Annotated in this window: 19 protein-coding genes; 9 read left to right on the forward strand and 10 right to left on the reverse strand. The window is 35.2% G+C overall.

Annotated features, from left to right (window positions below; translation table 11 throughout):
* Positions 1 to 137: 137 nt before the first annotated feature.
* Genes KI430_RS09345 through pyk form a run of 5 tightly spaced genes read left to right on the forward strand, consistent with a single transcriptional unit; the run spans position 138 to position 4,315 of the window.
* Entirely contained in the window at positions 138 to 377 is a 240-nt protein-coding gene (locus KI430_RS09345) for an acyl carrier protein (protein ID WP_002976354.1), read from the forward strand.
* Between the two features lie 24 nt (positions 378 to 401).
* Entirely contained in the window at positions 402 to 1,649 is a 1,248-nt protein-coding gene (fabF, locus tag KI430_RS09350; protein WP_248874220.1) for a beta-ketoacyl-ACP synthase II, read from the forward strand.
* A gap of 9 nt (positions 1,650 to 1,658) precedes the next feature.
* On the forward strand, positions 1,659 to 2,429 hold the full coding sequence (rnc, locus tag KI430_RS09355) for a ribonuclease III (RefSeq protein ID WP_074233002.1): 771 nt from the start codon (positions 1,659 to 1,661) through the stop codon (positions 2,427 to 2,429).
* A gap of 34 nt (positions 2,430 to 2,463) precedes the next feature.
* A complete protein-coding gene (locus KI430_RS09360) occupies positions 2,464 to 2,877 on the forward strand; it encodes an IPExxxVDY family protein (RefSeq protein ID WP_248878293.1) in 414 nt (137 codons plus the stop codon).
* A complete protein-coding gene (pyk, locus tag KI430_RS09365) occupies positions 2,870 to 4,315 on the forward strand; it encodes a pyruvate kinase (protein ID WP_248874222.1) in 1,446 nt (481 codons plus the stop codon). The genes KI430_RS09360 and pyk overlap by 8 nt, the downstream gene beginning before the upstream one ends.
* Positions 4,316 to 4,385: 70 nt before the next feature.
* Here the strand turns inward: pyk and KI430_RS09370 are convergent, their stop codons facing one another.
* Positions 4,386 to 6,461, reverse strand: coding sequence for a S8 family peptidase (locus tag KI430_RS09370; RefSeq protein ID WP_248874224.1), 2,076 nt, complete (start codon positions 6,459 to 6,461; stop codon positions 4,386 to 4,388).
* 64 nt (positions 6,462 to 6,525) lie between these two features.
* Positions 6,526 to 7,236, reverse strand: coding sequence for a hypothetical protein (locus KI430_RS09375; RefSeq protein ID WP_248874226.1), 711 nt, complete (start codon positions 7,234 to 7,236; stop codon positions 6,526 to 6,528).
* Positions 7,237 to 7,388: 152 nt separating this feature from the next.
* On the opposite strand from KI430_RS09375, the gene dnaE reads away from it, so the two are divergent.
* From dnaE to KI430_RS09390, 3 genes are all read left to right on the forward strand, one after another.
* Complete coding sequence (dnaE, locus tag KI430_RS09380) at positions 7,389 to 12,044, forward strand: DNA polymerase III subunit alpha (RefSeq protein WP_248874228.1); 4,656 nt, start codon at positions 7,389 to 7,391, stop codon at positions 12,042 to 12,044.
* 216 nt (positions 12,045 to 12,260) lie between these two features.
* Positions 12,261 to 13,847, forward strand: a complete 1,587-nt coding sequence (locus tag KI430_RS09385; RefSeq protein ID WP_248874230.1) for a T9SS-dependent choice-of-anchor J family protein — start codon at positions 12,261 to 12,263, stop codon at positions 13,845 to 13,847.
* A gap of 143 nt (positions 13,848 to 13,990) precedes the next feature.
* A complete protein-coding gene (locus tag KI430_RS09390; RefSeq protein WP_248874232.1) occupies positions 13,991 to 15,592 on the forward strand; it encodes a GEVED domain-containing protein in 1,602 nt (533 codons plus the stop codon).
* 234 nt (positions 15,593 to 15,826) lie between these two features.
* Here the strand turns inward: KI430_RS09390 and KI430_RS09395 are convergent, their stop codons facing one another.
* Positions 15,827 to 17,851 (reverse strand): M13 family metallopeptidase, encoded by a 2,025-nt coding sequence (locus tag KI430_RS09395; RefSeq protein WP_248874234.1) that lies wholly within the window; start codon positions 17,849 to 17,851, stop codon positions 15,827 to 15,829.
* Between the two features lie 324 nt (positions 17,852 to 18,175).
* Here KI430_RS09395 and KI430_RS09400 point away from each other — a divergent pair, with 324 nt between their 5' ends.
* A complete protein-coding gene (locus KI430_RS09400; protein ID WP_248874236.1) occupies positions 18,176 to 19,711 on the forward strand; it encodes a Na+/H+ antiporter in 1,536 nt (511 codons plus the stop codon).
* Positions 19,712 to 19,761: 50 nt separating this feature from the next.
* Here the strand turns inward: KI430_RS09400 and KI430_RS09405 are convergent, their stop codons facing one another.
* From KI430_RS09405 to KI430_RS09435, 7 genes are all read right to left on the reverse strand, one after another.
* Entirely contained in the window at positions 19,762 to 20,769 is a 1,008-nt protein-coding gene (locus KI430_RS09405) for a bestrophin family protein (protein WP_248874238.1), read from the reverse strand.
* Positions 20,770 to 21,044: 275 nt separating this feature from the next.
* Positions 21,045 to 21,290, reverse strand: coding sequence for an immunity 17 family protein (locus KI430_RS09410; protein WP_248874240.1), 246 nt, complete (start codon positions 21,288 to 21,290; stop codon positions 21,045 to 21,047).
* A 30-nt stretch (positions 21,291 to 21,320) separates the two neighbouring features.
* Positions 21,321 to 22,031 (reverse strand): hypothetical protein, encoded by a 711-nt coding sequence (locus KI430_RS09415; protein ID WP_248874241.1) that lies wholly within the window; start codon positions 22,029 to 22,031, stop codon positions 21,321 to 21,323.
* A gap of 107 nt (positions 22,032 to 22,138) precedes the next feature.
* Positions 22,139 to 22,633, reverse strand: coding sequence for an SMI1/KNR4 family protein (locus tag KI430_RS09420; RefSeq protein ID WP_248874244.1), 495 nt, complete (start codon positions 22,631 to 22,633; stop codon positions 22,139 to 22,141).
* A gap of 161 nt (positions 22,634 to 22,794) precedes the next feature.
* Complete coding sequence (locus KI430_RS09425) at positions 22,795 to 23,649, reverse strand: WG repeat-containing protein (RefSeq protein WP_248874245.1); 855 nt, start codon at positions 23,647 to 23,649, stop codon at positions 22,795 to 22,797.
* A gap of 412 nt (positions 23,650 to 24,061) precedes the next feature.
* On the reverse strand, positions 24,062 to 24,586 hold the full coding sequence (locus tag KI430_RS09430) for a hypothetical protein (protein WP_248874247.1): 525 nt from the start codon (positions 24,584 to 24,586) through the stop codon (positions 24,062 to 24,064).
* Positions 24,587 to 24,603: 17 nt separating this feature from the next.
* Complete coding sequence (locus KI430_RS09435) at positions 24,604 to 25,401, reverse strand: hypothetical protein (protein WP_248874249.1); 798 nt, start codon at positions 25,399 to 25,401, stop codon at positions 24,604 to 24,606.
* Between the last annotated feature and the right edge of the window lie 17 nt (positions 25,402 to 25,418).

Consider the following 25,418-nt stretch of genomic DNA (forward strand, 5'->3'; position numbering starts at 1 on the left):
GCCTATAGAGAGTAAATCTAAAGATTTGATTATAAAAAGAATAGATTTAGAACGAGTTTAAAAAAGTAAAAAAAAATTGAAATGATTTGAAATTTTATATATTTGCACCTAAATTAACATAATTAAAAATAAATACTATGTCAGACATTGCATCAAGAGTAAAAGCTATCATCGCTGATAAGCTTGACGTTGAAGAAACAGAAGTAACTCCAGAGGCTAGCTTCACAAACGATTTAGGAGCTGATTCTTTGGATACTGTAGAGCTTATCATGGAGTTCGAAAAAGAATTCAACATTCAAATCCCTGATGACCAAGCAGAAAAAATTACAACTGTAGGTCACGCTATTGCTTACATCGAAGAAGTTGTAAATAAATAATATTATCTAGACAGAAAAAAATTTATGGAATTAAAAAGAGTAGTTGTAACCGGCTTCGGCGCTATTACACCAATCGGAAATAATGCGAAAGAATACTGGGAAAACCTAAAAAAGGGAGAGAGCGGCGCTGCTCCTATTACTCTTTTTGATTCCACTAATTTCAAAACTAAGTTTGCAAGCGAAGTAAAAAACTACGATCCTCTTAACTATTTTGATAAGAAAGAGGCAAAAAAAATGGATAGAAATTCTCAGTTCGGACAAATTGCCGCGAGAGAAGCTATCGCTCACAGCAGACTTATAGAAGATAATGTTAACAAAGATCGTGTAGGTGTAATCTGGGGATCAGGAATTGGCGGACTGGAAACTTTTGAAACAGAAGTTTTAGGTTTTGCTGAGTCTAATGGTGTTCCGAGATTCAATCCTTTCTTTATTCCAAAAATGATTGCAGATATCACGCCTGGTAATATCTCTATCGAATATGGTTTCCACGGTCCAAACTACACAACAGTTTCAGCTTGTGCATCATCTGCCAATGCTTTGATTGATGCTAAAATGCTTATCAACCTTGGTAAGGCAGACGTCATTGTTTGTGGAGGATCAGAGGCTGCTGTTACAGCGAGCGGAATGGGAGGCTTCAACGCTATGCACGCCCTTTCTACAAGAAACGATGATCCAAAAACAGCTTCAAGACCTTTTGACAAAGACAGAGATGGATTTGTACTAGGAGAAGGTGCAGGATGTATCATTCTTGAAGAATATGAGCACGCAAAACAAAGAGGAGCAACAATCTATGCAGAATTAGCTGGTGGCGGAATGAGTGCTGATGCACATCATATGACCGCACCACATCCTGAAGGATTAGGCGCTTATCTGGTAATGAAAAATTGTTTGGAAGATGCTGGTGTAACTGCTGACGAAGTAGATCATATCAATATGCACGGTACATCTACTCCATTAGGAGACATCGCAGAATCCAATGCCATTGCAAAATTATTCGGAGAACACGCTTTTGATATTCAGATCAATTCTACAAAATCAATGACTGGTCACCTTTTGGGCGCGGCTGGTGTTATAGAAGCTATTGCTGCTTTGCACACTATTATTCACGGTATTGTTCCGCCTACAATCAATCATTTTACTGACGATGAAAAAATCGACAGCAGACTTAACTTCACTTTCAACACTGCTGTTGAGAAAGATGTTAACATTGCTATGAGTAATACTTTTGGTTTTGGAGGTCACAATGCTTGTGTTCTTTTCAAAAAAATATAATATGTTTTTATGGAGTTGAAAAGTTATTTTTCAAAATTACTTCCAAAAAACAGAGCACAAAAACTTTCGGAAAAAGATATTCTTTTTCGCAAAAAAATTTCTGAAATTGTTGGATACAACATCCATAACTTAGAAATCTTTAAAGAGGCATTTTCTTTAAAATCTTCTTCAAAAAGTACGAATAAAAAAAATTACGAACGTCTAGAGTTTTTAGGGGATTCTGTTTTAGGAACCATTATTTCTTGTCATCTTTTTCAGGCTTATCCTAATGAAAATGAAGGATTTCTCACGCAGATGAAGTCCAAAATTGTTAACAGGAAAAACCTTAACAAACTTGGAGAAGATTTGAAATTGAGTTCGTTATTGCAAGCAGATACAAGCCAAACGATTCTGAGCGAAAACATTTCCGGAAATCTTTTGGAGGCTTTGATTGGCGCTATTTATCTGGATATTGATTATGAATTTTGCAAGAAAATTGTTTTAGACAGGATTCTTACGCCTTCCACAATCAATAAGCTGGAAAATAAAATCATCAGCTACAAAGGACTGCTATTGGAATGGAGCCAAAAGAAAAAAGTTCCGATCAAGTATGAGACTTGCGAAGAATTCCAACCTAACAAAGTGACCGTTTTCCGCTGTCACGTTTGGTTGCACAACGAAAAGATTGCGAATGCCGTAGAAAGTTCTAAAAAGAAAGCAGAGGAAAAAGCAGCCCAACGAGCTTTTTATGTTTTGAGTAAAAAAGAGAATATTATTGAAGGTCAAAAAACAATTTCTTAAGCTAGAAGAAGATCACACGGAGATCGTCATAGGATTGATTCGACTTGTAAAAACAATCCCAGAGCACGAATTGTTTTTTTTACTCAATAAAACCAACGATTTTAATTTCAAAAGGATTGATGATATATGCATCAAAGGTGAATATTTTGATCATCAATTTTCTCGCTATCAAGCTTACGACAGATATTCAAAAAACTGTTACAGCTTCATTTCCAACAAATCGATTTTATCTATAGAAAAAAAAATTCAAAATCAACTTTTTTCAGATGAATCAAATATTAAATTTTTACTAAATCTACACCAAGATGTAGATTACATCCTTACAAATTCCGATATGTTTGCGGATTTTTCATTAATTTTGCTCCCGGAAAATTTCGTATTTCAAATTCAGGAATATTCACTGAGTTCTGAAGAAGAACTTTATCAATTAATTCAATATTATGAATAAAAACCTAAAAAAAACAAAAATCATTGCAACACTAGGCCCTGCTACTTCTAGCAAGGAGACGATGATACAGATGATACAAGCTGGTGTTGATGTATTTAGAATTAATTTTTCTCACGCCGATTACGAATTGGTGAAAAGAAATGTTGAAATAATTCGTGAAATCAATAAAGAATATGGCTACTCAGTCTCTATTTTAGGAGATTTGCAAGGTCCAAAATTAAGAGTTGGTGTAGTAAAAGAAGGCTCTTTTCTTAATCCGGGAGATGTTCTTACTTTCACAAACGAAAAGATGGAGGGCGATGCGACTAAAGTTTATATGACTTATGACAAATTCCCTCAGGATGTAAAAGTTGGGGAAAGAATCTTGATTGATGACGGAAAACTGGTTTTTGAAGTTATTGAAACTAATAATGTAGATACTGTAAGAGCTAAAACGATCCAAGGCGGACCATTGAGTTCTAAAAAAGGAGTTAACCTTCCTAACACCAATGTTTCTCTTCCTGCTTTGACAGAAAAAGATATTGAGGATGCTAACTTTATGTTGGATCTTGAGCTTGATTGGATTGCTTTATCATTCGTGCGTCACGCACAGGATATCATCGATTTGAAAGAATTGATGGCAAAACACCCAACCAACAAAACGAAAACACCAATCATTGCTAAAATCGAAAAGCCAGAAGGTGTGAAAAACATCGATGAGATCTTGATGGAGTGTGATTGTCTAATGGTTGCAAGAGGAGATCTAGGTGTTGAAGTTCCAATGGAACAAGTGCCTGTTATCCAGAAAAACTTGGTAAATAAAGCTAGACTTTATGCTAAGCCGGTTATCATTGCTACCCAAATGATGGAAACAATGATTACTAGTTTGACACCAACAAGAGCGGAAGTCAATGACGTTGCTAACTCTGTACTTGACGGAGCTGATGCAGTAATGCTTTCCGGAGAAACTTCTGTTGGAAAATATCCTGTAGATGTGGTTAGAAATATGGCTAAAATCGTAAAGAATATTGAAAAGACAGCTTTATATTCAAAACTAAACCACGTTATCGAAGAAAAAATCAACTGTGTAGATGAGCGTTTTATCACGGATAAAGTTTGTCGTTCTGCTGTAGATATTGCAAAATCTACTGGATCTGAAGCTATTGTAACTTTAACAAGCTCCGGTTACACCGCATTCCAAATCTCTGCACACAGACCTTCTTCTCACATCATCGTTTTCAGTAACAACAAACGTGTGATTACCATGTTGAACCTTCTTTGGGGTGTAAGAGCATTCTATTACGATATGCAGAAATCAACTGACGAGACTGTAATCCAAGTGAATATGTTGACGCACAATTACGGATTTGTAGAGCAAGGCGATTTTGTTGTGAATCTAAATGCAATGCCAGTTCATAACGGCGGAAAAACCAATACATTGAGATTATCTACAATCTAATTTACAGTAATAATTATAAAATAAAAGCCATCGAGATTTCGATGGCTTTTTATTTTGATTGATTTAGAAATTACTCTTTAATAATTTTCTTAGATATGGTTCCTGATTTTGTTTTCACAGTAATGATGTAAACACCGCTTGTGAATTTATTTAGACTGATAGCTTGAACTTTTGAAGTCTTTGTATTTTCAAGAATCAGTTTCCCGTTCATATCAAAAAGAGCAATTCTCTCGATATCATTAGGCGCATTAACATTGATTATATCTTTTGTTTTTGTAGGATAAATTTTAACTTCTTGCTTACTCGAATCATTGGCCGCCAAAGTTATTTTCTTAGTTCCTGTAGCTACCAAAGCAAAATTTTGAGTTGCTGTATTTCCTTCTTGATTCACAAGAGCGTTTTTATTATTAACCTCAATTCTGTAGATTCCATTTGTTGTTGGATTATCAATCACAATTTGTTCTACATTATCTACTGTATTATCGCCTTTTGTCGCATTCGCATTAGGGTCATTAATATCAAGTCTCCAAGGATAATAAATTGTTCCAGTACCAACTTCTACCACTCTAAGATCAAGATCATTTACAATTCTGGAAGTATGATTATTTTGAAGATCTGTATCGCTGGTAAAAGGTGTAATTGCAGGATCAACCCAAGAGATACTCACCTTCAAAGGTTCGGTTCCAGTTGCTTTGATTTGTTTTGTAAAAGGTTGCCCTGATGTTAAAGTCTGTTTTTCCAAGTAAGCATCTTCATCCAGTCTATTAACTAAAACCTGAGCTGCTTTTTTTGCATCTACCAAACCCCAACCATACCAAACATCTGGTCCCGGTCTTCCCGCTTCATTCGCTGTATGCGTTAATAATGCTTTCATCTCATCAACATTGAAAATAAAACTGCTGTTTCCAGAAATATTTCTTTCGATTTGAGTCAGTGCACCAGCAATCCCCGAGACCATTGGAGCGGCAAATGAAGTTCCGAAAGTAACAGTATAATTGGATGTTCCAGAGTTAGCCATAAACATATCAACCCCAACTGCAGTCAAATCGGGTTTCACTGCACCGTCTTTTCTTGGTCCTGCACTACTGAAACTTCCTTTCACAACATCTGTCGCAGTGGTATATTTATTTCCTTGTGTTGTTAATTGATTCACTGCTCCAACTGTAATGATATTCTTTGCCAGAGACCCATATCCTATACAATTATAACCTTGACTACAATTAGCGGGAGGGATCACATCATTGGCAGCAAAAGGAATCCAACTTTGTGTAGCATCATCAAACTTATACTTTGCAGAGTTCGCAAGCGGTCCCACACCGTAATAATTACCTGTTGATTTAACAATAATCTGATTCGGCTGGGTGTATACTATTTTATCAAAATTATAATCTCTTTCAGCATAAGCTCCCGAGTAGGTGTCTTGTGCATTCAGTCCATAAGCACCAACCCAGTAGTAGGCTCCACCAGAAAGCTGCCATCCCACATTGACACCATAAGAATGATTGGAAATGTTAAGATTTGGCAAAGTGGCCAATTTTTCATACTGGTTTCCCAGAGGTTTGGTGAATGCAAACATATAATTATCGGTCGTTCCTAATGGTAGAACACCTTTTGCATAAGATTTTGGAAATCCTGCAGCATTACCAGTACCAGAACCATTGGCAATTAAAACACTATTAACATTATTGGTATGACTACTAATTGCAACTGTTGTTCCTCCGCTTGAGGGTGGATCTTGCAGAGCTGGATTTTCATTATTAATTGCACGACCCGTTGTGAACTGCTCATGATTTGCCGTAACAAGTCCCGCATCAAAAACTGTAATTTTAATTCCACTCCCTGTAACAGGTGATGTGATTCCGGAAACCGTTCCTGACTGGAGCTCATCCATATTTGCAGTGGCATTTGCTCTGGTTTCTTCCATAGTATAAAACAATGGAATTTTCCCAGCAAACCCAGCTAAATTCTGTTTAAGACTATCCCTCTGCTTTTGAGAATATCTGGATGTTGATTTTGAGAAATAAGAATCTAATTTACTTTCATCGTTTAATCTTTGCTGAGTGAACTCATTCTTCAACTTAAGATCCTGAGCATTAGAAAAATAAAATGAAAATATAAAACTTATACTGAATAAAATTCTTTTCATTAGGATTGTTTTTGCAAAGATAAAAAAACCATAACGTATAAATCTTCTTTATAAAAATTAACTGTTACTTTTTGAAATCCTTCAATTTTTCTTCAAAATGAAGTTTCAAATTCCCGATATCGTGTTCATTACAAAACCCATATTTCAGAATGTTCCTAGTATCAAATGTTCTCAACGAATAATATAAAAACGAATTGATTTCCGATACTCCTAATCCCATCGATACAAAATATTCATCTTTTAAATTTTCTCTAATCCATTCTACAAAATCAGTCAAAACCCATTTATCATCAATCTTTCCAAAACTCATTCCGCCTCCAACTGGCTGAACGAATTCTCCGTGTTTGGGTTTAAGTAAAAATTCGCTGGCTGGTGACTTATAATAAACTCTTAAATCATTATTAAGTGTTGCTTTCATTTTATTTTCATCAAATAATTTGGAATCTTTGCTAAGGTTTCCACTCAATTGTTTCTTGACTTCAACTTCTTCTATTTCAATAGCTAATTTCACGATGTTAATGAGCAATTCATCATCATTTTTCACATTAATTATTTTACGCTCATAACCTGATTTTACAAACCGAAGTTCATCGCCAATATTTACACTAATCAAAAATTGACCATTGGAATCAGAATAAGTTTTTTCTCGCGAATTGATATTAACAACCAAAACCTGACTCACAGCTACAGAATCAGAGACAATTCTTCCTCTAATCTGTTGAGAAAAAATAAAATTAGAAATGAATAAAAGAATAACTAATAAAAGTTTTTTCAAAGGTTATTTTTCTTCAAAATTAGATTTAATTCTCACTGAGAAAAGAGATTTAACCAGCATTAACTTTTTTATGAACAATTAACAAAATCGGACTTTGAAGCCGTTTTTTTTCTCTTATTAAAACCTTAACTTTACACCAAATTACAATGTAGATGTACTTAGTTTTCGATACAGAAACCACCGGTTTACCCAAAAATTTCAATGCTCCGCTCTCAGATTCAGACAATTGGCCAAGGATGGTTCAGATTGCCTGGCAAATCCACGATGACAATGGAAACCTAATCGAAAACCAAGATTACATCATCAAACCAGAAGGTTATGACATCCCTTTCAACGCGGCGAGAATCCATGGAATCACAACGAAAATTGCGAATGAAGAAGGTCGTGATTTGCAGGAGATTTTGGAAGAATTCTCTAAAGCTCTGGAAAATGTAAGAGTCGTTTCCGGACACAATGTAGAATTTGATTACAACATTGTTGGTGCAGAATTTTTCAGAAAAAACATCAAAGATAATCTTCAGGAAAAGCCAAAAGCCGACACAATGATTTTGGGAACAGATTATTGTAAACTGGAAGGCGGACGAGGCGGAAGATACAAATCTCCGAAGCTTGAAGAACTTTACGAAAAATTATACGGACACAAATTCGATGAAGCGCACAATGCGGCGGCCGATGTGAACGCGACTGCGCAGGTTTTCTTCGAAATGATGAGAATTGGCGTGATTCCAACTGAGGTTTTGAAAATCAGTGAAGCTCAATTAAAAGAATTTCAAACGCTCAATCCAAATCCGATTAAACCTTTCGGAATTGTTATAAGAAGACAAGTCGCAAGTTTCAACAACAAAAAGAAACAAGCCGACATTGCGAATATTGACGAAATTGATTTAGGAAACTATTTCAACTTTGATAATCATACTGTTTTCTCAACTCTGACTGCTACAACGAGCATTAATGACCTTATCAAAAAGGCACAAGACGATAATTTCTCCGCTGTCGGCATTGTTGATATTGGAAATATGATGGGCGCTTTCAAATTTGTTACAGCAGTTGAAGGTGCTAATTCAGCAGTTTCAAAAAAGCATAAGGAATATTTAGCCAAAAAAGCTGAGGCTGAAGAAAAAGGTGAAGAATTCAATGAAGAAGAACCAGACTCCAGCCAACTGATTCCAATTGTGGGTTCAGAATTTTATATTTCGGACAGATACGAGCAAAAGCAATTTACCAAAGATGACCCGGACAGACGGACACAAGTTGTTTTGTTAGCCAAAGATTTCAATGGCTATAAAAATTTGGTTAAACTTTCCAGCATCGGTTTCCAGAAAGGATTTTATTTCGGAGTTCCGAGAATCAGCCGAGAACTGATTGCGCAATACAAAGAAGGTTTGATTGCTTTAACATCAGGAATCAATGGTGATATTCCAAGCACGATTTTGAATATCGGAGAACAGAAAGGGGAAGAATTATTTCAATGGTGGAAAGAGGAATTTGGAGAAGATTTTTATGTTCAAATCCAGAATCACAATCTGCCGGAAGAAGAACATTTGAATGAAGTTTTACTTCAATTCGCTGACAAGTATAATGTGAAAATCTTGGCTCAGAACGAAACATATTACACCAATAAAAGTGATGCAAATATTCAGGATATTTTAGGTTGTATCAAAGACGGAGAAAAATTATCAACGCCTATCGGTAAAGGCTTTGGCAAGAGAAAAGGTTTAACTACAGATGAATATTACATCAAAAATTCGGAAGAACTAAAAGCTGCTTTTCTCGCTTACCCGGATGCTTTTGAAGCTTACGATGAGTTTTTAGCAAAATTCAAACCTTATACTTTGAAACGTGATGTATTGCTCCCTAAGTTTGATATTCCAGCAGAATTCGTTAATCCGGAAGATGACGTCGACGGAGGAAAACGAGGTGAGATGGCTTACTTGACTTATCTGACTTATGAAGGTGCAAACAGAAGATATAAAGAAACGGGAATCACTCCTGAAATTAAAGAACGTTTAGACTTCGAATTAGAAGTTATTGCCAACACAGGTTATCCGGGATATTTCTTGATTGTTCAGGATTTTTGTAATGAAGCAAGAAAGATGGGCGTGTGGGTTGGCCCTGGCCGTGGTTCGGCAGCAGGCTCAGCGGTGGCTTACTGTATCGGAATTACCAATGTCGACCCGATTAAATACGATTTACTTTTCGAGAGATTTTTGAATCCGGAAAGGGTTTCGATGCCCGATATTGATATAGATTTTGATGATGAAGGTCGTGATAAAATCATCAAATGGGTAGTTGAGAAATATGGGCAGGAGCAGGTTGCTCAGATTATCACATATTCAGTTTTAGGAGGAAAATCTGCGATTAAAGATGCGGGGCGAGTTCTGGATGTTTCGATTCCGGAAACCAATATGATTGCGAAATTAATTCCTCCAAGCCCAGGAATGAACATCGCAAAAGCTTTAACAAAATATGATAAACTGAAGCCAGAAGACCAACAGCTGGTGGATGAGATGAAAGCCATTCTCAGCGACCAAAACGACTCCAGATTTTCCGTTTTGGATAGCGCCAAAAAGATGGAAGGCTGCATCAGAAACACCGGAATCCACGCTTGTGGTGTAATCATTACGCCAGAGCCAGTGAGCAATCTGGTTCCTATTACGATTGCTGCGAAAGATGCAGAGATTTTGGTTTCTCAATTCGACAACTCAGTGGCAGAAGATGCAGGTCTTTTGAAAATGGATTTCTTAGGATTAAGAACTTTAACCATCATAAAAGATGCAGTAAAATTAGTTAAAGAACGTCACGGAATTGACATTGACCCAGATGAAATCCCACTTGACGATGCGAAAACTTATCAATTATTCAAAGACGGACGAACCATCGGGATTTTCCAATATGAAAGTCCAGGAATGCAAAAATATATGCGCGAACTGAAACCAACAGTTTTCGCCGATTTGATTGCAATGAACGCTTTGTATCGTCCAGGCCCGATAAAATATATTCCGAATTTCATCAACAGAAAACACGGAACCGAAGAAATTATTTACGATTTACCGGAACTTGAAGAATATTTGGAAGAAACTTACGGAATTACGGTTTATCAGGAACAGGTAATGCTCCTGTCTCAGAAACTCGCCAATTTTACAAAAGGTGAAGCCGATACGTTGAGAAAAGCGATGGGTAAAAAGCAGATTGATGTACTGAATAAAATGTATCCAAAATTCATAGAAGGTGGAAGAAAAAATAACCTGAATGAAGAACGATTGGAGAAAATCTGGAATGACTGGAAAGCCTTTGCAGAATACGCTTTCAACAAATCCCACTCCACTTGTTATGCCTGGATCGCTTACCAAACAGCCTATTTGAAAGCTAATTATCCCGCTGAATATATGGCAAGTGTAATGAGTAACAACATCAACAATACAGCTTCTATCACAATGTTTATGGAAGATTGCAAGGCTATTGGTGTAGATGTTTTGGGACCAGACGTGAATGAATCTCAGTACAAATTTTCTGTAAATGAAAAAGGTCAAATTCGATTTGGTCTCGGTGCAATCAAAGGAATTGGCGAAGGTCCAAGTGAAGCGATTACCAAAACGAGAGAAGGTGGCCGTTATAAAAATATTTATGATTTTTTTGAGAGAATTCCGTCATCACAGGTCAATAAGAGAGTTGGGGAAAGTTTAATTATTGCTGGTGCTTTTGACGAATTGGATTCTTATCATCGTGGTCAATATTTTGACATCGACCCAGCCGGAAGAACTAATATCGAAAGATTGATCCGCTATGGACAAAGTTTCCAGGATAGTAAAAATGAAATGGAAAATTCTTTGTTTGCAGATTTTGCGGAGGAAGTTCAAATTGAACAACCTAAACTTTTGCCCTGTGCGGAATGGCCAAATATGCATAAACTCAATAGAGAAAAAGAGATTATCGGTTTCTATCTTTCTGCACATCCTTTGGATGAGTTCAAATATCAATTCCAATTTATGCAAGGTGTTCTTTCCAAAAAAGCAGTTTTGGAAGAGAAAAAGGAAGAAATCGTTTTGGAAGAAGTGATTCCGATTCTTGAAAAAGATGACAGTCCTATTGAGGATGAAGTTCCGGACATTGTTGTTTCTGATGATGGTGGTTTAGAGGATGAAATCATTGAAGAAATCACTGTAAAAGCTGAGCCAAAAGGAAATTTCAATTTCTTGAATCTGGATGAAGTAGAAGCTTTTAAAGATTTGGCTTTCCCTCCAAAAACGGCGGAGTTGTTTGAGGAAAAGAAAAGCTGGAAAGACAAAATGAATGAAAAAGACAACACCAAAGAATATACAGTTGCCGGACTAATCACAGAATATCGTGTGGCAGACGGTTTCCGGAGTGGCGAAAAAGTAGCTTTCGTAATGTTGGAAGATTACACTGGCTCCTACTCTTTCCGATTAGGCGACCGAGATTATATGAAACTGAAAGATAAATTGGAGGTTCAGCGATTCGTGATTATGAAAATCAAATATTCTCAAGGAAAAGATGGTCGTGTTTTCGTGAATGTGAATGAAGTTCTGGAATTGAAAGAAGCTTTTGAAAAATTTGCTAAAAGTTTGTCTGTTGTAGTTCCATTGGATTCATTACGACAATCTGACATTGAGTTTTTCAGAGAAAATATCATTCAAAATCAAGGCGAGCAAAAGCTTAATTTCTTTATCAAAAATCCGGAAGACGAATCTGTATTAGAAGTTGTTTCTATGCAGCACAAGATTAATATTAATGAAAATCTATTGGAAGTAATTCATCAAATTAATAATTATGAAGTTTTTTTGAATTAACTAAAAATACAATTTAATAAAATAATTTTCCTAATTCAACAACAACTATATCAAATCTTAAACAATACAAATAAAAAATTTTTTTTATTTGTAAATTCAAAACAAAATAAAACATAGTTACACAAATCATCTAATCTGCAAATATTTAATAAAAAAAAATATTCTTTCATATCATATAATTACTATATTTGACTGAATTTTAAAAATTATATAATTATGAAGAAATTTCTACTTTCATGCTCGATGATATTGGGCATTGGGGCTAATGCCCAATTTGTACAAAATTTCGACGCAGGCACTACAACTCCTTCTGGTTGGACAGTAATCAACGGTGGGGATGCAAATGGGTTTGCATTTGGAACAGTACCAACTAGCGGAACAGTGACAGCGGCACAAAGCGGAGCAAACGTCGCTCGTATTGCTTATGGAGCAACAGCTCATGACGATTATTTAGTAACTCCGGCAATCGCTGTACAGGCTGGTGTTAATGACCGATTATCTTTTTATGTTGCTAGCTTCAGTAGCTCTTTTACTGAAAACTACAACGTAATGTTATCGACTACTACAGCGACTGCAGCAGCATTCACTACAACATTAAAAGCAACATCAAAAGCACCAGCGGCTTGGACTAAAGTAACACTAGACCTAACACCATATGTTGGACAGACTGTTTATGTAGGATTTCATGCTGTAGATACGGATCAATGGTATCTAATGTTTGACACTATTGTTAATGATACAACTCCAACAACAGTTCCAGGTTGTACTACAGCTACAAGTCCAGCAAATGGAGCTACTAATGTAACTGTAAGACCTTCTTTCACTTGGTCAGATGCTACTGGCGCTTCTGGATATAAATTATATCTAGGAACATCACCTGGTACATATAATGCAATTAACGGAGTAGCAGCTTCATCTGGAGCTACAATTAATAACAATCCTCCATTAGCAGCTAACACAACATATTATTTGAAAATCGTTGCAACTAATGATATTGGAGATGCTACAGGCTGTACAGAAACATCTTTCACAACAGGACCAAATCCGTTTGCTCCTTATTGTGGTCCATTCACATCAACAGCACCAACTCAAATTACTCCAATCAAGTCAGTAAATTTTGCAGGATCAACAAATACTTCTGACGCAGCTGCAACAACTTTTGGTTCTTACGCAACAGAGGAAAGTTTTACAAATGTAGTATTTAGTGTTGCTAATAATGTTACTTCTTTACCATTAACTGTTCAAGGAATTGGAATTGCTAATAATGGATGGGCAATGTCAGCATTTATTGACTGGAATAATGATGGAGATTTTGATGATGCTGGAGAATCTTATTTTAATACAACAGCAACAATGCTAAGAACAACAACTGTTACAAACGGCATAGCTACATTAACAGGAAATATTACTATCCCAACTGGTACAGTTCTTGGCAATAAGAGAATGAGAGTGAAATATAACTTCTCAGGCACCACAATCAACTCACCATTAACAACAGCTTGTACTGATTTAACTAATGGCCAAGTTGAAGATTACACTTTAGAATATAAAGCTTTCCTAGGAGTATCTGACATAAGCAAAAAAGATATCTCTGTTTACCCTAACCCATTCACAGATGTTCTTAACATCTCTGATGTAAAAGGTGTTAAATCAGTTTCTGTAAATGATATCTCTGGTAGAGAAGTTAAATCTCTTGCTCCAGCAGCAGAACTTAACCTTTCTAGCTTAAAAACAGGTCTTTACATCGTAAACCTTAAGATGGAAGACGGAAGCGTTAAAACTTTCAAAGCCATCAAAAAATAATTTAAACTTAATAAATATCTAGCCACCTCTTTTTGAGGTGGTTTTTTTATTTAATAACTTAAATTAACTTTAAGTGTTAATATACTTCTTCAGATTAAAAAAAAATTCTATATTCGTATCAGTTTAAATAAATTTATAGCATTATGAAAAAAATTCTATTTTCTTGCCTTTTAGCACTCGGTGTTTGTGCTAATGCACAAATTAACCATATTGGTGACTTTGAAGCTGATACTAACATTGGTCAGTATGGTCAGTTTGGAACAGGTACAATTACTGCAGCAGCAGCTTGTGGCGGAAGCTTGGGAGGGCAATTAGCAATTGCTTCTACAACATCACAAACTGGGTGGATGGTACAGTTACTTACATTAGAAGACGAAGGACAAGTAAACAATGGTCAAAAAGTTAATGTAAGTATTAACTATAAAAAAGCAGCAACCGTTGCAGGGACATTATATATCTCCTACATGATTTATGATGAAGTAGAAGACACTTGGAGCATTGTTAATGTTAGTTCTGGTACAGCTTTAACAACTGCCGCTATAACAACTTGTCAAACTCTTACTGCCACTATCCCTGCAGGAGCTTTACAACCAGGTAAAGTTTATGGCATAGGTGCTTGGTTCGTAAAAACTACAGGTAATGCGGGTGGTAACATTTATGTAGATAACATTTCTATCGCACAAGAAACTGTTACAACAGTACCTTCATGCACAACTTTTGTTGGACTTAATAACGGTTCTGTGGTTTCTGCAGGAAATTATGCCCTTACTTGGAATGCAGCTGCCAATGCTGTTAATTATAAAGTAACCGTAGGAACTACTCCTGGCGGCTCCGATGTTTTTAATGGAACAGCAGAAGGAACAACAAGCAATATCGTGTTAACTCCTAATACAACTTATTATACTAAAGTTACTCCTAGCAATTTGAACGGAGACGCAACAGGATGTCAGGAAATTACATTCAGTACAAACTCTTCTGTAGCACATTGCGGACCATTAACTTCTAGTGCTCCAGCAGCTATTGCACCAATTAAGTCTGTAACTTTTGCCGGTGTTACTAATACATCTGATCCGACAGCAACAGGTATTGGTTCTTATCCTGTACACCAAGACTTCACTACTGTAGAATTCCCAGTTTTAAACAATGTAGCTACTGTTCCTGTAACAATACTAGGAGGTACTAATGGAAATGCAGCAAATGGATGGGCAGCATCTGTATTTATTGATTGGAATAACGATGGAGATTTTGATGATGCTGGAGAAGCATATTTTAATACTTTCGCTTCAAAACTTTACGCAGGAGGCGTTACATCTAATCCTGTGACATTAACAGGAAACATCACAATTCCTGCGGGAACTAGCTTAGGAAAGAAATTTATGAGAATCAAGTATAATTTCCAATCTCCGAATGCAACTACTTTGAATACACCATTACAAACAGGTTGTTCTAATATGATCAATGGTCAGGTAGAAGATTACACTATTGATTATAAGGAATTTATGGCCGTTTCTGATGTAAATAAAAAAGGAGTTTCTGTTTACCCTAACCCATTCACAGATGTTCTTAATATCTCTGATGTAAAAGGTGTTAAATCAGTTTCTGTAAATGACATCTCTGGTAGAGAAGTTAAAACTCTTGCTCCAGCAGCAGAACTTAATCTTTCTAGCTTAAAAACAGGTCTTTACATCGTAAACCTTAAGATGGAAGATGGAAGCGTTAAAACTTTCAAAGCTATCAAAAAATAATTCTTAGAATTATAAATAATTTTAATCCCATCTCTTAACGAGATGGGATTTTTATTTACTAACAAAAGCAAACTTGCTCTTTTAAGGGCAATGCTTACTCTATTTAATAACAAATTATCCTTTTTTATATCAAGCTTTGAAACAAAACATGATTTTTTAAAATATATAGAAATTTGATGATAAAAAATACCCTGCGAAAATCACAGGGTATTTTTTTATTTATAAGAACTTGTATTACCAAATTTTAATTCTCTCTTCTGGTTTCTTGTAAAGCTTATCGCCTTCTTTTACATCGAATGCTTTATAGAAAGCTTCCGTATTAACCAAAGGACCAAAACTTCTGAAGAACCCTGGAGAGTGCGGATCTGTCTTAACTTGGTTAGTTAAATATTTATCTGTTGATAAAGTTCTCCAAACTGTTGCCCAGCTTAAGAAAAACCTCTGATCCGGCGTATAGCCATCAATTTTGCCTGGATTTCCTTTATCTTTAAGATACATTTGTAATGCATCATAAGCGATATTTACACCACCTAAGTCAGCGATATTTTCTCCATTGGTAAAGGTTCCATTCACGTGAACATCTTTTGCAGGTTCATATTTATCGTACTGTGCCGCTAAACTTTTTGTCGCTTTTTCGAAGTTAGTTTTATCCTCAGCAGTCCACCAATCCGTTAAATTTCCATCACCATCAAACTGAGCACCACTATCATCAAAACCGTGTGTCATTTCGTGTCCGATAACCGCTCCGATTCCTCCAAAATTCACTGCTGCGTCTGCATCTGGATTGAAGAAAGGTGGTTGAAGAATTGCAGCAGGGAAAACGATTTCGTTATTTACAGGATTGTAGTAAGCATTCACCGTTTGTGGAGACATCCCCCATTCCGTTTTATCAACTGGCTTTCCTACTTTTTCTATTTCTTTGTCATAATGCCAGCTTTCAACATTCTTTAAATTTGAATATAAAGAACCGCCATCTTTATCAGACTTCAGAACCAATTTAGAATAGTCTTTCCATTTGTCCGGATAAGCAATCTTCACTGTAAATTTGTTCAATTTTTCAAGTGCTTTTTGCTTAGTTGTAGAAGACATCCAAGTCAGACCATTGATGTGAACACCGAAACTTTTCTTAAGATAATCGATGTAAGTTAACATTTGAGCTTTAGCTTCTGGCGTGAAATATTTCTCAACATAAACCTTTCCGAAAGCTTCACCAAGCACACCATTGATAAGAGACAACGCTCTTTTGTTAAGTGCTCTTTGCTCTTGCTGACCCTGAAGATATTTGCTGTAGAAATCGAACTTCATATCGTCCAATTTCTGATTAAGATAACCCGCACTTCCGGAAGTCAAATGGAATTTAAGATAATCCTTAATCAAAGGAATATTTTTCTCCGTTAAGAAAGTATCAAGATTTTTATAATAATTAATCTCACCAATGATTACCTTATCGGTTTTCACACCAACTTCAGCAAGATACTTTGGAAGATCGATGTTCTTCACCAAAGTTTTAAGTTCTGGTAAAGTCTTAGGGTTGTACTGAAGATTAGCATCACGGATTTGCTCATTCGTCAATAATGTCTTTGCCATTTTCTTTTCGAAATCAACAATTTGTCCCGCAGCAACATCCGCATTTTTATAACCAATTTCGGTTAGAACTTTAGCTACATATTTTTTATATTCAGCGATAGTTTCGGTATTCTTTGGAGATTCTTTTTGATAATAATCTCTACCAAGACCAAATGATGCATCACCAAGATAAACCGCATTCATTTTAGAATTCTTAAGGTCACCATCTACACCCCAGCCGTAAAATGCGTTATCACTTCTCTTAGTCGCTTCGGCAAGATATTTTTGTAAATCATTCAGATTCTTAATCGCATCAATTTTCGCCAAATCAGCTTTAATTGGATTAAGTCCATCAGCATTACGCTTATTCATATCCATATAGGTTTCATAAAGCGCCTGAATTTTCTGACCTTCTGAACCAGCTGCGAATTTTTCTTTCAAAATGTTATCCAACAGTCCCAAAGAATTATTATCAGTCGTTTCTCTAAGTTGAGTAAAAGAACCCCAACTTGGTTTGTCTGCAGGAATTTTTGCAGTTTTCATCCAAGTTCCATTCACATAATTGTAGAAATCGTCTTGAGGACGCACAGATGTGTCCATATAATTAAGCTCCAAAGCAGCTTGTTTGGTTTGTGCAAAAGCAACATTAAATAATGAAGCCAACATCAATGCACTAAGAGAGATCTTTTTCATTTTTGATTGTAATATTTAGTTTTGATGAGTAGTTTAATTTTGCTATTTGTTACAAAAATTTGTAATTATTTTTGACATTAAACATCACTAAGAAAACAATTACTTTATTGTTTAAATATCAGACAATTAAATCTTTAAACAAATCTCAAAAACATATCGTTTTTATTTTTTTATTTAATTCCAGAAAGATATAGGATTTTAATATGCAGAATTATATTTTTACAGTAAAAACATAATTTAATTTCTTTTCAAATGCATCATAATTTATTATTGATCCTGGCATTACTTTTCTCTGTTTTTATGATGGTAATGGTAGCAAAAAAAATGAAAATCGCTTATCCTATTTTTTTGGTTTTAGCAGGTTTAATCATTAGCCTTTTACCTGGAATTCCCGAGATAGAATTAGACCCAGAACTGGTTTTTCTGATTTTCTTACCACCATTATTATACGAAGCCGCTTGGTACACTTCCTGGAACGACTTTTGGAAATGGAAAAGACCAATCGCTTTACTAGCTTTCGGATTAGTATTCGCAACGTCATTGATTATCGCTTATCTTTCTCAGGCATTAATTCCGGGATTCACTTTGGCATTAGGATTTTTATTAGGCGGCATCGTTTCGCCACCGGATGCTGTTGCAGCAACAACCGTGTTGAAAGGATTACCAGTTCCGAAAAGAATCATCAGTATTTTGGAAGGTGAAAGCCTTGTGAATGATGCTTCATCTTTGATTGTATTTCGTTTTGCTTTGGCAGCTATTCTGACAGGAAGTTTTTCTATGCACGAGGCCACAGGACAGTTCTTTCTGGTAGCGGGGATGGGAATCGTGGTTGGATTGATTGGAGCAGGAATTATGTATCTCATTCATCGTTACTTGCCAACTACATCAGCCATTGATGCCGCTTTGACGATTATGACGCCCTATATTTTGTATCTCGGTGCAGAACAATTTCACTTTTCAGGCGTAATGGCCGTTGTAACTGGCGGACTTTTCATCTCCTACAGATCGCACGAAATTTTCAAAAACGGAAATACACGCCTCAATATGTTAGGCGTTTGGACAACCGTGATTTTCGTTATGAATGCTATGGTTTTCATCTTAATTGGATTATCACTACCTTCAATCATCCGAGGATTAGAAGAAGCATCTTTGATCCAAGGAATCAAATACGGTGTTATTATAAGTGCAGTTGTCATCGCCATCAGATTTTTATGGATTTATCCCGCTGCTTTTGTTCCAAGATGGCTTTTCAAATCTGTAAGAAAAGAACAGTCTCCTGGCTGGAAAGGTCCTCTTGTAATTGGCTGGGCCGGAATGCGTGGTGTGGTATCATTAGCAACCGCTCTTTCCATTCCTTTTGTGATGGATGACGGAAGTCCTTTCCCTCACAGGAATTTAATTTTATTAATTACATTCATTGTCATTTTTATAACCTTAGTTGTACAAGGATTGACATTGCCTTTCATTGTCAGAAAACTGAATATGCCATCAATGGATGTCGTCCTTCCACAAGAACAACAGGAAGCCCAAATCCAAATCAGATTAAATAGATTGGCGCTTAATCACATCAATTCAAATTATGGTGATGTCGTGAACAAAAGCAATCTTTTGAAAAATTATCATTCTCAGATTTCTATCGAAACAGAAAACACAGAGAATCAATTAGACCTTTTGGAATGTAACAATTGCACTACTCAGGAGATTGATAAATTTGCTGAAATTTTAAAAGAAATCTATGCAAAACAAAGAATTGATATTTTCCAAATGAGACGCGAGAAGTATTATGATGATGAGGAAATCCGGAAAGCGGAATTACAACTTGATCTCAATGATTTGAAATTAAATCCAAACTTTCATTAATAAAAAAACTCTTCCTAATTGGAAGAGTTTTTTTGGTTGTTCAAATTGTTTTAGAGAACAATATTATTCTGAGGAAGAATTGGCGCCGGTAAATCTTTTTCGTCCAACATATCTCTCATATCAATTTCGATCGTTCGGCTGATTTGTGTAATGGGAATATCATTAGCACTTCCCTCAAAAGGATTCACTGAACTTTCACCTACTGTATCTAAGGTGTGAAAAGCCCAAGTGATCATCGCTGCAAAAGGAATATTAAACCAAATTGTAAAGCCTTCCAAAAAAGTTCCGTCGCCTAATTTATCCATTTCTTTCAAAAGACCAAAAGGTGCGAGAACCACAAAAATAAAAAGTAAATATGTAGTAATTGAAGCAAAATTCCTTGGGTAAGGGAAATTCTTAATTCGCTCTGCCTTACCTTGATTATCCGTAAATTTTATAATCGATTGTTGCAAAAGTGTCCATTGGAAATCATTGATTTTTCCTTCCTTTTTCAGTTTAGCAAAATCTTCAGATTGCAAAGCTGTCAGTTGTGTTGCTTTGTTTTTTTTGGAAAGAATATATTGATGTTCTTCAGTAGACAAGAAAGATTTTAATTCATCGGAAAGATTAGAGTTAAGTTCAGGAATTTCGTACCTGCCTTTTCTGAAATTAGAATTACCGTCATTATCGACATTTTCCCACGATCTCGGTTCTCTTAATTGGAACCTCACAGCCGTCAACCACGCAAAATGGCGGTAAAAAATCCTCTTAACTACATCAGATTCTTTCCCTCCCAATGCATCCCGAACAGAATAAGCAAAACTTCGACTATCATTGATAATCGCACCATAGATTTGCCTTGCTTCCCAAATACGATTATAACTCGCATTATTTTTAAATCCTACAATAAAAGCCACCGCAGTTGCAATAATTGCGATAGGCTGCCAAGGCAAGGCTAAAAACTTCCATCCGAAGTAATACAGAACCGTAGCAATAGAAGAGATAATGAACAGACAAAAAGTAGCTTGCTTGGTCCATTTGAAGAACTCTAAAGGGGAATATCGTTTTCCTGTATGCATTTGTTTTTTTTGATAAAAATATTATTTTTTTTGATGAATAAAAACTACATATACAGAAAATAAGAAACCGTCATAATGTTGTGCAAGCATTTATAATATTCGTAACAAAAGTCGCCTTCAAGTTCTTGCAAATAACATAGTCCTTCGGATATAAGTATTTATTGTCGGAATAACTTTTTCTTTTCCTGTAATCGTTATTCCGTAAGGTTAACTTTCAAATTTCTGTCAATTCCTAATTGATTGTTAGTTTCGGGGCTTTGCTTAATTGTTATACTTCATATTAAAAGCCAAACAGCACCGGCTATTAAAACAATACCGAAAATAAAAATGGTTACCCTAAATGCTTTTCGACCAAACCAAAAGCCAATAGGATTTTTTACCGAGCTGTAGGGTGGGTCGTAAAACCAGTTCCAGTTACCAATTGCCGACCAAGCAAAGAAAATCCCCAACATCACTGCAAAATATTCGAAACCGTGCTTTTGATCAGAGATGTACTGTTGTGCCTGTTCTAAATAATCCATTGTGATACCATATTTTGTTCAGCAAGAATTTTAAGAGTATGAGTTCACACAAAGGATTTGATCAGCATTATCGTAAAACAAAACAGTGTCATTTCCGTCGGTAAAAAATTCAAAACCAATTATTTTTCCAATTACTTCAAAATCATCAACATTCTGGATTTTAGGCTTTTCATAATAGTTTAAAGTTCCTTTTAGCTCGTCCGTAGTTTCGTCATACACAATTGGACTAATCTTATCACTATCTGGCCAACCATCTATTACTCCTCTAAATGCGCCAAATTCTTTAGTCAATTCGAAGTTTAATTTGTTGATCGAAAATTCGTAAAATGTTTGTATGTAATAATCAGCATCAAACTCTTCATCGGCTTCAACGTTTAGATTTTTCTTTTGTTGTTCGATGTAAACTTCTGTTTGTGTTTTAGTTTCTAAATAAAGTTTCCCGTTACGGTCGAAGTCATTTTGTAATCCCTCAAATATGCTTTTTGCCTTATCAGAGCCTTTGTAAAGTTTGGTGTTGCCTTTAAATTTGTATTTATTTTCTACAACGTCAAAAAGTGTATAACCGAAAGTATTATATGCTGTTTCAAAACTTTCGTCCATCCACAGCCCGTTAGAGGAGATAAAATGAAATACTTTATTAGGATATTTCTCAAGCGACACAGTACATAAAGGGTAAAAAATTCCTTTAAGCGTCTCGTCTGCAAATACTTCATCAAAGTTTGGATATAGGTCAATTTTCATTTGTCTATGCGTTTTGTTTTTGCTTTGTGGTTAAAATTTTGGGACTTTGCTATTGGCGGGCTTCGTAAGCCAAACATTTTTGGGAAGCACACTTGTTATGTACAGTTCTAGTTTTTTTTCGGTTTTAAACCAATTTGTTGTCTGATATATTGCCTAAAAGTTTTTTTGGTTATTTCTATTTCAACGTCTTCGTGCCAAAATTCAATTACTTCATCGTTCGGATTTGATAAATCGAAGCCAGCTAAATCTCCCGACAAATTGTCTCCGAAGAATTTATAGTTAGCTGAGATATTTAGATAAGCTTCTCCAAGTCCAAGTTCTTCCAAGCTTGTTGGCGCAGAATAAATCATATAAGTTCCGTCACCAAAACTTCCCCAGCCAATTTCTTTTAAATACGTCCAATAATCTTCGGGAACGTTTAGATATTCACCTTTGATTTTATTAATCGTAAATTCATCATAAGTTTCTCGCTGTCCATTGCACTCATCATCAGAATCTTCAGTTTTCTGCAAATACTCAATTTCTTCTGTAAATAACTTCGAATTATCCATTACTTTAATTACTTTGTTAACTAATTCCGGTTTATTGTTACGACGGTTCACTTAAATCTCTTTTAAAAAACCAAGATTTCCAGGCCGGATTTAACATTGGTTTATCTATTTATTCCCAGACAAAGTCTTCGGTTCCATTTTAGATTTATTTTAAATCAAAACCATATATAATTTGCAGAGAATGGTTTATGATTCCAAAATGTTCAATATTTTTAATTAACCATTTTCACACCTTCTGAAATATTTTCTTTTTTTATCAATTCGCCTTTTAAGCTATAAACATATCGATATTCATCTTTGTACGCCTTGATTTCATTTTCTTCCACATAAATACTTTCGAACTCAAAAGGAAGAATTGGATTGAGTTTGTAATCAAGCACACCAAATTTTTCATTATTCGAAGCGACCATAACCGTTTTATACAAATCCATCAAAGAATATTTTGTCAGAGGAACAATTAACTGATTGTCTTGATTGATAACGCTTGTCTTGTTTTCAGTTCGAACAATTGCTAGAAATCCTTTTCCATCAGGCATAGTTGAACCGATAAAATCGTATTGGAACGGAATGATAATTTTGTTTAAATGGTTGATGACTCCATATTTGTTCTTTTTTTGAGCTCGAATTCTGTTTTTGTCATCGATTTCTAAAGTGCTGTATTCAATGGGAATTACAATTTCATTTTTATCATTTACAGTTCCGTACAAATTGTTTTTTATTACGTAAATCACACTGTCTCCTACACCAATTCCTTCATAATCATTGTTGAGATCAATGATGAAATTGCCTTTACCATCCAGCAATCCGAACTTTTCTGTTCCCGGAATGTGATTTTGATCTCTTCTTCCATATTCGTCAAATTTATGTTCAGCTTTTGAAACCAAATAATAACCGTCTGTGTTGTAAGAAGCCGAGCAAAATTGAGGTTTTACGACATTCGTGCCATCTTCCAGGTAATATCCGAGATGACCTGTTTGTCTGTCATTTGCGGGATATAATTCGGGAACGGCTTGCGCACTGATAGATAAATGAATTAATAGATGAACGAAAAACAAATAAATTTTCATAGATGTTTCAAATATTTAATTGATCGATGTGAGTAGCTTCACCTTTTTTAAGTCGCTGAAAAAAAGCGTGTACTGAGTTTTTTCTTCAGAATTTACCTTGAAAGAAATATTTTTTGTGCAACGGATTGGAACACTTCTTAAGTGACAGAGGTATAAAAAGTAAAATTGTAGTAAATAAATTTCATCTGTTATGTTTTTAATTATTTTCTATTTAAATATAAGAATTTTATAGTAATAGAAACTGTAATTAATCAAAATTAAAGTACAGAACAAATTTGTTCTCGTTTTTGTGAGTATCAATGTTTTTATTATTTCAAAAGTCAGAAGTTTGAAACATCTGCATTTTCTGTAGCCTTTTCATCATTTCTGAAATTTTTTCCAGAAATGGACCCCCCATTTTTTCTACTAAAAATTATTCTGCCGGCAATTCAATTGGATCCAAAAACGGTTTTCTTTCAAAACTGGCCCAAATGATTTTTTGCAAACCTTTCTTGTAAAAGATATTTTTATTCAAATAATTTTCGGGTTCAATTCCCTTACCAAATTGTGGGTCTTTTTTCATTTTTGCATTCAGGGCATTTACAAATAATCGGATGTTGTCATTATGCAGCTTACTTATAATACGTAAATCAAGCTGTTCTATTTCGGTTTCGGTTTCACGTCCGCCTTCTGCTACAATAGTATCATCACACCATTCATCGTCGTAAAAACTGGTTACAGAAGTATCTTCCGGTCCTTTTGCACAGAGAAAAAAACAATCGTATTTCTTAGAAAAAACGTTGGAAAAACTTTGGGACAAATCCACTTTTTTGTAAGATGCTTTCTTTTTTTTATCCCGATATTCTACATAACAGTGGATATTGTATTGGTTCAGCAAATCTTTAGAATAGCTTAAAAAATCTTCTGCAGAAATGATTATTCTTGTATATACTGGCATTGTTTTATCCGTTTTAGTTATTCCTTATTTTCTTTCACATATTTGGCACTCGTAAAATCAAATTTAACAATAAGATTATCCAAATTGCTTTTACTATTGCTTCCAACCAAAAAATCAGGAGTATTTCCTGCTCTGAACCAACCCAACAAATCGAGTTCCTCATTGTAAAAAACTGTATGCTCATAAAATTCAAAATCTGATAATCTTTTCAAAGTACTTTCAAATTTCTTTTCTGCTTTGTTGTCTCGTTTTATACCTGCTACACCTTTTACCTTGGTTTTAATAATATTTTTTTTGTTAGCAATAATGATGTTTGCATAAAGCGTTATCAATTTCTGAAACAAGGGCATATCATCTTTTTGCCAAAACCATTCTTTTTCAAATAATAAATTCCAACCGTTTTTGAGGTCAACACCATAGAGTGGCTTCTTTATATTGCTAGCTGTAGCATAAATCAGAATATCTGTTTTGAACCAGTTCTCTTCTGTGTAATAATCTTTAACCATTACATCCTTTTCTATCCAGAATTTTTCGAAATTCAATAACTGAAATTTTTGGAACCTTACTGTTTCTTTGGATAATTCGTCGATATTTCCACCAATACTACTGTACAATATTTTTAATTCAGCGGGCAAAACGCAATTCAATCTTTCCTCTAGCTTATCAAATTCTTTAATTTCCAAACCTTTTGATTGATGAAAACCAGAGAGCGAAGTGATCCAATTTGACATTTTCTCCAAATCATTATCATCTGCTCTTTTATTCTTCAGCGCGTTTGGCGTATTAGCTATTAAATCGTCTATTCTTTTACTCATAATGATTTAAAAAAATT

It is taken from the genome of Epilithonimonas zeae (assembly GCF_023278365.1).
GTDB lineage: Bacteria > Bacteroidota > Bacteroidia > Flavobacteriales > Weeksellaceae > Epilithonimonas > Epilithonimonas zeae_A.